The organism is Streptomyces sp. NPDC005496, from assembly GCF_042872045.1.
In the GTDB taxonomy this organism is placed as follows: domain Bacteria; phylum Actinomycetota; class Actinomycetes; order Streptomycetales; family Streptomycetaceae; genus Streptomyces.
Genome location: NZ_JBIAJQ010000001.1, coordinates 241162 through 252888, shown reverse-complemented (window position 1 = coordinate 252888; position 11727 = coordinate 241162). Strand labels below are relative to the sequence as shown.

Sequence of the window (11727 nt, the reverse complement as noted above, 5' to 3'; positions counted from 1 at the left end):
GATGGGGGCCAGTCACGAGCCGATGTCGTGAAGGTACGGACGCACTTCCTCAGGCACAGGCTGTGGAGGAGGAGGCGGCTCCAACTGCGCCTGCCGCATATACGCCACCAACGACCGCGCCCACCCAGCGATGTAGCGCAACGCGAAATCCTGCGCGCCGATCCGCGCCCGGTCCTGCTCCGCCTGCTGCCGATCCTGCTCCGCCTCGTGCTCCAAGCGCGCGATGTGCTTCTCCAGCCGGTCGGTCACCGCGGTGAAGTCATCGCGCCGCTCAGCACCGCGCGGCCGACGGGGCTGCCGACGGCCCACAATCACCTGAGCGATGCCGCCCACCGCCGTCACCAGGGCTACGGTCAGGGCGCTGAACGCGGTCAGCATTTCAGTGCTCAAGATGCGGCTCCACTCCTCTGGGCGCCGACTCGTCCCAGCCGACCACAACCAGGCACACGCCGCCCCACGCGCCGAAAATCACCGCGGGGACCCAGCCGGACGAGGTCTCGTGCAGCGGCCACCACGAGACGAGGTAGGCCATCGACCACGGGGCCGTGATCGCCCACACCGCAAGGAATCCTGGCCAGTCCCGCCGCGGGGGCAGCCACGCGCACACCAGCGCGGTGACGCCGACCGCGATCCACAGCCACGCCCAGGCGGTGAGCGGGACGTGGCGGAGAAGCAGGCACAGGCCCCGCTGGTCTGCCGTGGGGGTTGTCAGCTGGCCGAGCCCGTACAGGGTGGCGATGGTCCCCTTGAGTAGGAGGATCGCGCCGCGGCGGCCCAGCCGCTGCCGGAGATGCCGAGCCGCCCGGCGCGGCACTCAGGCCTCCTGAACCGGGGTCGGGCCGATGGGGCTCTTCTCCTCGACCGGCAGCGCCGGTACGGGCGCTGTCACCTCGCGATGCAGGACCAGCGCGACGGCGCCCTCGACGGCCATCATCCACAGAGCCTGGACCTCGGCCGGCATCTCCAGCCCGAACGCCAGGAACAGGGCCAGCGCGCCTTGCGCGAGGTTCACGATCGCCGCTCCGACCGCGCCCGTCTTCAGAACGATCGCGGAGACGACAGCGACGATGAGGGACAGGACGGCCATGATGGCGCCCTGCTCCTCGCTGGACACGTCGAGGCCGTAGGCCGCGCCGAGCTTCAGGCCGATGGCCACGATGGCGAGGATGTAGACGGGCTCCCGTCCGAATACCTTCATGATCAGGACTCCTGTCCGGTCACGTCGACGTGGACATTCACGACCGCGTCGGCGATGGCCTGCTGCACAGCGGCGACGACCGCCGCCGTGTCGACGCCGGACCCCACGAGCCCGGCGAGCTTGGTGATGGCCGCGGTCTGCGCGGCCTCCGTCTTCGCGACGGCGTCGATCCGCTTGAGGATCTCCGTCTGGACCGAGGACAGCGTCCAGGTTGGGTTCGTCGCGGGCGCGCCCGGGACGGAGATGATCCCGTCCAGGGTCAGCACTTCCCTCGCGACCTCGGCAGCAGTGGGCATGTCGTCCTCCTCGGGGATCTGACCGGCCGCGCGGGCGACGATGCCCGGGAACACGACCTCCTTGAACTGGCGCACGCGCGCGTCACCCGGGCAGGAGTGCCCGTCCGGGTTCCACTCACTGAACTGGCGGTGGTACCCGAAGCCCGGGTCGTCCGCGGTACGGCAGATCCGCAGCGGAATGCCCTCGGTCTGGTGCAGCCACACGCCGAGCTGGATGAGGGTCTCGACCTGCTCGGCGGTCCATGGGTCGGAAGCCTCCAGGTTCGAGGCGGACTCCAGGGACACGGCGCCAGTGCCGTCCGGGCGGCGGTTCGCGGCGCCGGTGGCATCGGCCCGGGTGTGGGTGCCGATGTACTGGCCGAGGCTGCCGTCGTAGCCGAGCCCGAAGTGGGACTCCAGGTTCGTGCTGTCGCGCCAGTACTCGTAGGTGCGCTTCGGTGTCCACGGGGCGACGATGCTGTGGACGATGAACTGGGTCGGGCGGATGGCGGGTTGTGCGTCCGACTCCGGTTGCAGTTCCATGCGGGTGGCGCCGGGGTACCAGCCCACGTCAGTCCCCTCTCTGTGTGTCGACGGCGGCGCGGACCATGCAGTCCTTCGCCTCCAGGAGCTTGCGGAGGCCAGCCGTCAGCTCCGGCCCGTCGGGCAGCGCCTGGATCATCTGGTCGGCGAGCTCCTGGAACGGGCGGGACACCGACTGCAGTTGCTCGGGCAGGTGCGCGTAGGCGAAGTAGCGGGCGACGTGCGACGTGCCCGGGTGCCGGTCGGCGTACGGATCAGCCATGTCAGGGCTCCTCTACGGACGTGTCGATCGAGAGCTTGAATTCGGCGAGGGTGACCCTCCGCGCAGACGAGGCGTCGTGCGCAACCAGCAGCGCGATCGGCACGTCCGGGCGGACGAACATCTGGTGCGACTTGTGGAAGCACTGCATCCCGGGCGACGGGGGCCGGTGCTCGGTTGCCGTCGAGTCGTAGCCGTCCTCGGTCAGCCGGAGCGGGTCCCGCACGTACCGGTCGCGCAACTCGTCGTAGTCGCCGGCCTCCCAGTAGATGAGGGAGGTGAGCGTGCCCCACCCGGAGCAGGTCGGCCAGATCAGCCCGGACCGGTCGTCCTTGGACCAGCTGGCCACGCCGTACCCGTCGGGCTGGATGGGGTTGTGCATGCCCCATGGGTCGTAGGACTCGGTCATGTAGGGGAACCGCACCACGTGGTAATCGCCGTCGGCGGGGATGGACTGGGCGACCTCGGTCTTCAGCGAGGAGATCCGGATTCCGGTCACAAAGACTCCTAGGCGATGCGCTGGAATTGCAGCCAGCTGTCGGTGTAAAGAATCGTCGCGGTCGCAGACGACGTGTTCTGCGCCCATTGCAGGCTGATGTTCCCAGCGGTCGGCCCCATGCGAATGAGGCCACCGAGGGGGGTGTAGTGCTGGCTGTCGCTCGTTCCGTATCCAGTACGGCCCGCGTTGATATCGGTGGTGTCGGTGCGGATGGAATAGCCGAGCACGTTCGCGGCAGCCGTTCCCTGGCCGGGCATGAACCACGCCCACTCGCCGAGCGCGTCGGACGGCACCGTCACCTTCATTTTGATATCCGGTGTCGGGTCGGCGAAGTATTTGACCCAGCCGATCATTGTGTAGACCGCGTTCGCCTCGGCCGCGAAAACAAGGTGCGTGTCGTCGGCGTACGTTGTGGTCGCACTCCGGGACTCGTCTGCGGTCTTGCGGACGGTCTGCGTCAGCATCGACCGCAGCAGGCTGGCGACCAGCCGTTGCCCCGCCAGCGGGGTCGGGTACGCCTCAGGCATGACGCCTCCTTACAGAGCGAGATAGGTGGGATTGGCGAGCCGGACATCGGTGCCCGCGGTCTGCGCCTTCGAGACGCCATTCACGGAGCGGGTGACCGTGAAGATCTGCGGATTCACCAACTCGAAATTGTCGTAGGAGATCACGGGGTTCACGTTCGTATTCGTCGTGGCGAGAATGGAGCGCACCCCCACCGATCCGGCGGCGGGCAGATCGGAGTCCGTTGCTGTCGTGTGCCATTCCGGGGGTTCGATATCGCCGACCTGCCAGACTTTTGCGCGAAGCGTCGAACCGTTCCCTTGGAACCGCAGTCGGTAGAACGTGCCCGCGACGTGGGTGAGCGGTGACAGATAGGGGGTGCCGACAGCGGATTCGGAACCGGCGGACCATTTCCGCATCGCCAGAGTGATCGTGGCCGTGGTCGAGAAGGCCAGCCTCGCGGTGTAGAAGTTGTCGATGTCGAGGTAGCGGCCCATCGACCCGGCGTAGATGAAGCTGCCGGTGGCCAGTGCGCTCGTCGCGATGTCCACGTACACGTCGAAGCGGGCCGCGGGCGAGGTGAGGAAGCTGCGGCGGGAGGCGTCGACCGACGTCATCGTGTGCGTGCCGGCCGACCCGGTGACGTCGAAGTCCACGGCGGAGCCGCCGAAGCAGGTCCAGGTGCCGCCGACGTCTGCGGTGCCCCACGCGTCGACGGTGGCCCGGGTGAACGTGTCCTTTGCGGCTGAGGTGACCGCGGTGACGGTCATGATCTCGCCGCCGACGCGGATCGTCCACGGGGTCTCCGCGGTGTCGGTGGTCCACAGTCCGTCCTGGTCGGCTGTGGGCGCGACGACCAGGCTGGTCGCCGACGAGGTCGCTGCAGTTGCCAGTTGGGATCCGCTGGTGTCGATGCGGGCCGTGGTGGTGTCGAGGGAGCCGACGCTGTACGGGCTGGCCGGCGCGCAGCCGAACGTCAGCCGGTGCTGGAAATGGTTGATGGACTCGTCGCCGCCGAGGATGACCTGGTCGATCGTGTCGGGGGAGGCCCAGATCGGCGGGTTGACGATCTGGACGCGGTCGCCCTGGCGCAGGGCGAGGACGGCCCGCTTCAGCGCCGGGTTGTTGACGAAGCTGGAGTGGGCGAGGTTGACGCTGATCTGCGGGAAACGCGGCTCGTCGACGGTGCCGAGGTGGACGCGCCACGCGGCCTGGTCCAGGAGCGTAGGCCGGTCCGAGGAGGCGAGGTTGAGGGTGGAGTCCGACGGCCCGTACACGCCGACACCGGCCGGGGGCGGCGCTGTCGACAGGGCGCCCGACGTCTCCTCATACGTGGCCGACACCCCGTTGACGGTGACCGTGACGCGGTTCGCGAGGCGCTGGTCGTCCTCAACGGGCACCGGGACCTCAGACAGGTTGAACGCCGTGTAGTCCAGCACCAGCGCCGGGTCCTGGTTGTACAGCGACGCCCGCGTCCGATACCCCAGGCCCAGGGAGTCCGTGGACTCGTACAGCATCCCGCCGTCTGCCAGTGCGCACTCCTGCATCAGCGCGATCGGGGTGGCCTTGCCCTGCGCGCCCATCGGGGTCGTGTCGTCGAGGTCGCCGATCCACTCGAAGGGCAGGCCCTCCTCGCCGCACAGCCGCTGAATGCGGCGGCCCGCGGTCTCCCCGATGGGGTTGAGGCGGCGCCCGAGCGCGGTCGTCGCGGTGATCGCGGTCTCGACGGTGACGTGGCCGACAGCGACACCGGGCAGGTACTGGGTGCCGATCGGGCCCACAGCGCTGCGGGACGCCGGCCCGAACTGCACGCGGACGACGCGGGTCAACTGCGTCAGGGCCGCCGTGTCCGTCACCGAGTACACCCGCCCGGTGGGGACGTCGGTGATACGGATCGCCCGGGTGACGCCGGTCCCGGACTCCTCCTGCTCGATGGACACGTACAGCTGGCGGCCGCGGACGTCGAGGGTGTGGGCGAGGTCGACGCCGAGGCTCGTGCTGTCCGAGGCGAACGTCCGCAAGACGAGGCTGTTGCTGCTGGTGCTGTAGTACAGCTCCCAGAACTGCGGGGACCCGGCGCTGTAGTCGGCTTGGTCGATGGAGCAGATGACCTTGCCGTCGGTGAGGCCCGCCCGCGGGATGAAGCACAGGAACCGCACCTGGTGGGCGGTGGGGTCGGCGTACTTGATGACGCCGCCGGACAGGTAGCCGGCCGACAGGTCCGGCAGCGGGTCGGAGGCGCCGAACCCGTCATAGCTTGCGAGCGTCGGGCTGCCGGACATGGTCATCGGGGACCCGTTCGTCAGCGCCGACGCCAGCGTCGTGGCCCCGTCGGCGTCCTCGCCCGGCCAGTACGCGACCAGCGTCGACGGGATCGGGTCCGTCCACGCGCTGTAGATCACGGACCGCTCCGGGACCGGGCCCTGCGCGAGGCGCTGCATCAGCCCGGCGCCCGCCACGTCGACCCACACATCCGTCCCGGTCGGGTCCCACGACGTCGGCCACCGCGAGATCTCGGCCCACGACCGGTAGCTCTTGCCGCCGTTGCCGTCCGGGACGGAGACCCTGACCGGCTGGTTGCGGCCGATCAGCCCGAAGTACGGGCCGGACGGGTTGCGGGGTGTGAACCGTCCGTCCTGGTTTTTTAGCTGCGCACGGAGGGTGGACAGCTCGGAGACGTTGTTGCCCTCATCGCGGATCCCCCACGTCAGCCCGATCTCTCCGGAGTCGTCGCGGACCAGCGCGTATGAGGTGATGTCGACCCACTGGCCTGCGACGAGCAGCTCGACCTGGACAGGCTGGCCGGTGCTGGTCTCGGCGGACGCGCTGAGGGGCCCGGCCGTGCCGCCCATGCGGCGCTGCCAGGCCATCGCCTGCGCTGCAACACTCCCCGGCATCCGGTCACTCGTCCCAGCAGACCCAGCAGCGGAGGTCGGTGGCTGTGGTCGGGGTTGTGGCCCGGACTCGCAGGAAGCGGCTGACGGCGACGATGGGCCGCTCGTCGGGCATCCACTGGTAGACGTAGCTGAGGCCGGACTCACCGGACGTCGAGCTGAGCGACACCGCGTCGAACACCCGGCTGGCCGTGGTGGTGCCCTCGGCGGTCGCCGTGTAGCCCGTGCCCGAGGTGCTCAGCGTGAGCAGCGACGCGGGCGCGTTCGGGTCCAGCGGCTGCACACCGGCCGCAACATGCGCGGTCACTGTGGCCGCGACGTCAGTCTGGAGCAGCTCGATGACGGCGTCCGCGCCCGGCGGGTCGTCGAGGCTGAACCCCCAGCTGATGAGCTGGATCTGCCGAGTCGCCGGGGTGGCCAGCTGGAGCATGGTCTTGATGGCCGTGCCCGTGGTCACCGACTGCTGAGCTGCGGTCGTCGGCGCCGGGCCGTTCCAGGTGCGATACCGGTGCATCTCTCTCCCTACGGGGTGCGTCGTCCGGTGAGGACGAACTGGACGTCGCTGCCGCGCTGCCTGATCGCGCGGCGCAGGATCATCAGGAGGAAGTCATCGACCTCGGACCCGGACGAGCGGAGCTCCAACTCGACCCGCGACACCCCACCGCCGGCGCCCGCAGCGATACGACGGGAGTCCGGACCCGAGCGCACCCGCGAGCCGACCGGCAGGTCCAGCAGCTCCGGCTCGTGCTCGCCCACCCACGTCATCCCGCCGCGGACACCGCCCGAGGCGGCAGCGCCGACGATCCCGCCCGCGGCCTTCTTCCCGATCGCCTTCGAGATGGCCTTCTCCAGGGCCTTCGCGAGGCGGGACATGCTCTTCTCCAGCCGGTCTTGACTCTTCTGAAGCTTGTGGACCACGGCGGTCTGCGCCTTGATCGCGGACGCGTACACGGCGTCCGCGGTGGTCTTCCCGGCCGACGAGGCGGCCGAGGCGATCTGCGACTGCAGGCGGTTCAGGGAGCTGATCTCCGACGACGACGCGCCGAGCAGAGCACCCGCCGTATCGAGGCCACCGCCGTCGATGCCCGCCTCGCCGATCTGCTGGATCATGCTCTTGGACAGGCCCTTAGACCGCAGCCCCTTCAGCGCGCTCGCGAACGCGGTCGCCTTGTCCCGGGACTCGGTGAGGCCGCCCATGATCGAGGCGACGGTGATGGTCTTGTCGCTGCCCGCACCCTTGGTCACGTTCGCCGAGGAGAGGACGTTCGACTTGACGCTGTCCCGCAGCTGCGAGGCGGCGCCCTTCAAATCGTCGAGCTTGCTCTTGGCCTTCTCCAGCGACGCGTTGACCTTGGTGAGCTGCTTCTCGTACTTGATGAGGCCCTTGCCCGCAGAGTCCAGCGCGCGCAGCAGGCGCCGCTCCGTACTCCCCGACGTGGCGCGCTTGATGTTGCCGCGGGCAGCGTTCAGCGCGGAGGTGAGGGCCGCCATGTCGGACGGCGCGCCAAGCGCCTTCTCGAACGGGGTGCGGCTGTAGCCCGCCTTCCGGCCGAAGTGGCTGATGTCGAAGCTGTCGCGGAGCGTGTTCCGGGCGTCCTTCATCGACTGCGTCATGCCGCCGCGCGCAAGCCCCTTGGCGAGGCGGAGCTTGCCCGCGTTCAGGGCCTCCATGAACGCGACGCCGTACTTCCGCACCGCCGACGCCTGGACGACGTACTCGGTGTTCGACACCTGCGCCTCGGCGCCCGACGGGAACGTGGCGGAGATGCTGTCCGACGTGGGCGTGCCCGGGCCCTGCACCTGGCCGCCGGCCGGGAAGTGCTGCTGGGTCTGGCCGCCGCTCGCGAGGCGCAGCAGACCGCCGTGCGCGTTGTAGTTCCGCGCGTTGCGGCCGGCGGTGCCCTCCACGCCGAGGCTCTGGTGGACCGTGGTGATCGTGACGGTCTTGCCGCGGATCTTGTTGATCGCGGCCTGGATCGCGCGGGCGGCAGCGGATGCCCGGTCCCGGGCGGTGAGCGTGATGCTCTTGGACTTGAGGGCGTCCCGGGCCCGCTGGACCGCGGCGATCGCGCTCTTCGCCGAGCCGGTCGCGGCGGTGACCTTGAACCGGCCGTCCTTCAGCCGCTTGACCGTGAAGCCGAGGCGCTCCAGTTCGCTTTTCGCATCCGAGGTCAACGCCTTGACGGTGACGCTCTTCGACTTCGTCTTCTTCATCGCCGCGGCGACGCGGTTGAGACCGGCGATGGCGTCCTCGGTGCGCATCTCGATCTTGTGGCTGGACTTGCTGGGGATCTTCATGATCTGGCCAGCGAGCTGCCGCGCCTCGGACTTGGTCAGGCCCATAGCCTGAGCGTTCTTGATGAGCTGCGACCGGCCACGCTCGTAGATCGCGTTGACGGACTCCCAACTCTGCCCGTTCTCGCGTGCGCTGAGCGCTGCGTCCTTGGTCTTGGACGCCAAATCGTTCAGCGCTGTCGCGGCGGCCTGGGCCTTCGGGCTGTTGACGTCGAGCTGCCCGTTGACCATGTTCAGGCTGCCGGCGTTCTCCTTCGCTGCCTTCGCTGCCGCGTCGATGCTGGCCTCGAAGCCGATCATCCCGCCCAACGCCGACCGGTTGGCGTCGTTCAGCGCCTCCAGGCTCTGGCGGAGGCCGTCCGCCGATGCCTTCTGCGCATTCAGCTTCTCGCCGACCGCGAGGGACTGCTCCCCGAACAGGCCCATGGCCTGCGCGGCGAGCTGCTGCTCCAGCGCCTGGTCGGCGAGCGCGGCCCGGTAGTCGTCGAGCTGGGAACGGAGCTCCTTCGACGACATGCCGTTCTTCTGCATGCCCTTCGACAGCCGCTCCACGGCCGCCGCGGCGATGTCCGCCTTCCCGCCCTTGACCAAGTTGGCGAGGGCCTTGTCCGCGCCGTCGAGGTTCTCCTTGGCCTCCTTGACGGGGGTCGAGTCCATGCCGACGAGGCTGGTGAGGAACTGCTGGGTTTTGTCCAAGTTGGACGGGCGAGACAAGGTACGCAGGTTGTCGGCCAGCCCGCCGAGATCCTTACCGAAGACGCGGGCCGCCTCGCCGGCCACCTTGCCGCCGTTGCCGAGCTTGCCCAGCGACGTCGTCAGCTTGTCGACGTCCGGCGGCGCCTGCTTCCCGATGCTCGACAGCTTCGTCAGCGCGATGACCAGGATGCCGATACCCGCACCGATCACAGCCACCTTCGCTGCCCGCGACAGCGTCCCGAACGCCGCAGCCAGGCCCGCCATGCCGCCGCCGGCCGCCGTCGACGCGGCCCGCATCGCCGTGAGGGAGGCGCCGAACGCCGCGATGCCACCGCTCGTAGCGCCGAGCCCGGCCGCGGCCATCTTCACGGCCTTGAAGACGACGACGAACTGAAGCAGCGTGCTAAGGGCCTCGGTGGGGATCGCGTTGACGAGCTTCGCGAAGGAGTTGACCAGCGTCAGCATGGTGACGCCGGTCTCCGACGCCGCCGCCACCAGGTGCACCATCGCCTGGGCCAGGTTCATCAGGGTCTCGCCGACCTGCGGGCCGACCCGGTGCGCGTATTCCATGAACTCGGTGAGCTGCGAGCTGCCCGCGCCGCCGGACATGGTTCGCATGAAGCGGACGAGGCCGTCATTGGCCTTCGACAGGGCGCCCGTGGAGAACTTCGCGAAGGACTCCATGAAGTGGTCGAAGCCAGAGCTGTTGATGCCTCCGGCCAGGATTGTCATGAAGCGGTCCAGCTCCCCGGACGCGCCCCGCACCATCGGCGTCAGCCGCGGTAGGAGCGCCCCGAACACGGCCAGGCCCTTCGTCGCGACGGGCATCGTGTCCCCGGCCAGCGACTTCGACCAGTCCTTGTACTGGTCCTTCAGCACCCCCAGCGCCGCGGCCGTGCGCCGGCTCGCCGGGTCCAACTGCTTGACCTGCGACAGGTACTCGGCTTCCGCCTGCGCGGCCTGCTCCGAAGCCTGGCCGTGCTTCTTGACGGCGTCCTCGTACTTCTTCTGCGCGTCGGCCGCGCCCTTCACCGCGACGAGCTGGCCAGCGATCGCGGCACCGAACACGCCGACCGCGACTCCGGCAGCGCCGAGGCCCGCGGCGATCGGTACCGCGGCCGCGGCGATTGGGATCAGCGCCGGCGCCAGGGAGAGCGCGGCGGCCTTTAGCCGCTGCATGCCGCCGCCCGCGCTGCCCCCGGCCGTGCTGATGGTGCCGAGGCGCCCGCGCAGGCCGCCCATGGTGGTGGTGAGACTGCGGAGGCTGCCGTCGAGGTCGTCGCTGTCCCGGCGCAGCGTGCGGGACCGGTCCGACAGACCTGCAAGCCGGGTGTCTGTCGTACGGGAGGCCTGGTTGAGGCTGCGGAGCGCCCGGGAGGCGTCCTGCGCAGCGTCCTTCAGCGAGCGCAGCGCGACCGCTGTCGCAGCGGCGCGGGTGGCGAGCCCGTCCAGGCTCCGGCCGGCGTCGCGGGCCTCGTCGCGGAGCCGGTTGAGGGAGGCGTTGACGGCGGCGAGTCCGGTCGCGGTCTGGTTGGCGACCCGTACCCGGATCTCGATGTCATTCCCCACCGCCGTCCCCTCCCTCCTGCTCGTACTCGGGCGTCCCGAGGCGTTCGATTTCGATCAGCCTGAGTAGGTCGGTGTCCTCTGCGAGCACTTCCGAGGGGAGCTTGTGGAAGCGGTCGCAGAGGCCGAGGATCAGGCGGGCACGCTGGTAGGCAGCGGGAGGTCGGACAGTGCTTCCATCGGGATGGACGCCACCGGGGACGGCTCGCCAGACGGCGAGCTCTGCGGCAAAGGGCTGCTGTCACTGACCTTGCCGCCGAGGCGCTCCATCCACTCGGCAGCCAGCGCGAGCGCAAGGTCGTTGTCGATGGCGAAGAACGCCTCACGCGTGCACGGCAGCGGCTGGCCGCTCTCGTCTTCCAGGTTCCAGGAGATGAGGGAGTCCGCGAACTCCTCCAGCTGCTGGACGATCCCGGCCCGCTCGTCGTCCTCTCCGGTCTCGGCGAACCCCATGAGGGCGAGGTACTCCGTGAGGGTCTTGCCGCGCGCGTACGCGACGGGGAACTCGGTGTCCTGGCCGTACTGGAGGTGGCCCTTGAGGGACACCTCGATGCGACGGGACGTCTTGCGGTAGCCCATAGCAGTCGCCTCTCAGGCCCAGGTCGGGACGACGCCGTCGGCCAGCGAGCCGGGCGCAGACCATGTGAGTTCGCCGCTGTCGGAGCGGGTCAGCTGGTAGTCGGTGAACAGGAGTTCGCCCGCGAGGGTGACCCCGTTGACGGTGTTCGTGCAGGTCCGGTTCACGCTGGTGGACGGCACCGTGCGGAACACCAGGTGGGAGCCGGTGGCGTTGAAGACTCCGTTGTAGGTCGCGGACATGTCCGCAAGCAGCAGCAGCCGCTCATTCGCGGACTTGTCGACACCGGTGATGTCCTGAACGCCCCTGGGGGTGCTCATCTGCCAGTTGGTGACGTCGTTACGGATGTCCGTCGGTGTGCCCGCGCTGGTGTCCACCGACAGTGTTGTCTGGCCGAGGCCGGAAGCCTTCGCCATGGCCA

12 protein-coding genes are annotated in these 11727 nt (G+C 69.3%); all 12 read right to left on the bottom strand.

The genetic code is table 11. The features are described from left to right. Positions 1 to 12: 12 nt before the first annotated feature. Complete coding sequence (locus ACFYQQ_RS01305) at positions 13 to 390, bottom strand: hypothetical protein (RefSeq protein ID WP_355794268.1); 378 nt, start codon at positions 388 to 390, stop codon at positions 13 to 15. Continuing rightward, entirely contained in the window at positions 380 to 814 is a 435-nt protein-coding gene (locus ACFYQQ_RS01300) for a hypothetical protein (protein WP_355794269.1), read from the bottom strand. The genes ACFYQQ_RS01305 and ACFYQQ_RS01300 overlap by 11 nt, the downstream gene beginning before the upstream one ends. Further along, the gene (locus ACFYQQ_RS01295) at positions 815 to 1198 is read right to left on the bottom strand and encodes a hypothetical protein (protein WP_355794270.1); all 384 of its coding nucleotides are present in this window, start codon (positions 1196 to 1198) and stop codon (positions 815 to 817) included. 2 nt (positions 1199 to 1200) lie between these two features. Next, the gene (locus ACFYQQ_RS01290) at positions 1201 to 2043 is read right to left on the bottom strand and encodes an N-acetylmuramoyl-L-alanine amidase (RefSeq protein ID WP_388902793.1); all 843 of its coding nucleotides are present in this window, start codon (positions 2041 to 2043) and stop codon (positions 1201 to 1203) included. A gap of 1 nt (position 2044) precedes the next feature. Beyond that, on the bottom strand, positions 2045 to 2278 hold the full coding sequence (locus tag ACFYQQ_RS01285; RefSeq protein ID WP_355783693.1) for a hypothetical protein: 234 nt from the start codon (positions 2276 to 2278) through the stop codon (positions 2045 to 2047). Between the two features lies 1 nt (position 2279). Beyond that, on the bottom strand, positions 2280 to 2774 hold the full coding sequence (locus ACFYQQ_RS01280) for a hypothetical protein (RefSeq protein ID WP_355783696.1): 495 nt from the start codon (positions 2772 to 2774) through the stop codon (positions 2280 to 2282). Positions 2775 to 2782: 8 nt separating this feature from the next. After that, entirely contained in the window at positions 2783 to 3301 is a 519-nt protein-coding gene (locus ACFYQQ_RS01275; protein ID WP_355783699.1) for a hypothetical protein, read from the bottom strand. Between the two features lie 9 nt (positions 3302 to 3310). Next, positions 3311 to 6175 (bottom strand): hypothetical protein, encoded by a 2865-nt coding sequence (locus ACFYQQ_RS01270; RefSeq protein WP_355783702.1) that lies wholly within the window; start codon positions 6173 to 6175, stop codon positions 3311 to 3313. A 4-nt stretch (positions 6176 to 6179) separates the two neighbouring features. Continuing rightward, positions 6180 to 6686 (bottom strand): hypothetical protein, encoded by a 507-nt coding sequence (locus ACFYQQ_RS01265; RefSeq protein ID WP_355783705.1) that lies wholly within the window; start codon positions 6684 to 6686, stop codon positions 6180 to 6182. Positions 6687 to 6694: 8 nt separating this feature from the next. After that, a complete protein-coding gene (locus tag ACFYQQ_RS01260) occupies positions 6695 to 10732 on the bottom strand; it encodes a phage tail protein (protein WP_355783708.1) in 4038 nt (1345 codons plus the stop codon). A gap of 129 nt (positions 10733 to 10861) precedes the next feature. Continuing rightward, complete coding sequence (locus ACFYQQ_RS01255) at positions 10862 to 11308, bottom strand: hypothetical protein (RefSeq protein WP_355792374.1); 447 nt, start codon at positions 11306 to 11308, stop codon at positions 10862 to 10864. 12 nt (positions 11309 to 11320) lie between these two features. Further along, positions 11321 to 11722: a hypothetical protein gene (locus tag ACFYQQ_RS01250; protein WP_355792377.1), complete on the bottom strand. Its 402-nt coding sequence runs from the start codon at positions 11720 to 11722 to the stop codon at positions 11321 to 11323. Between the last annotated feature and the right edge of the window lie 5 nt (positions 11723 to 11727).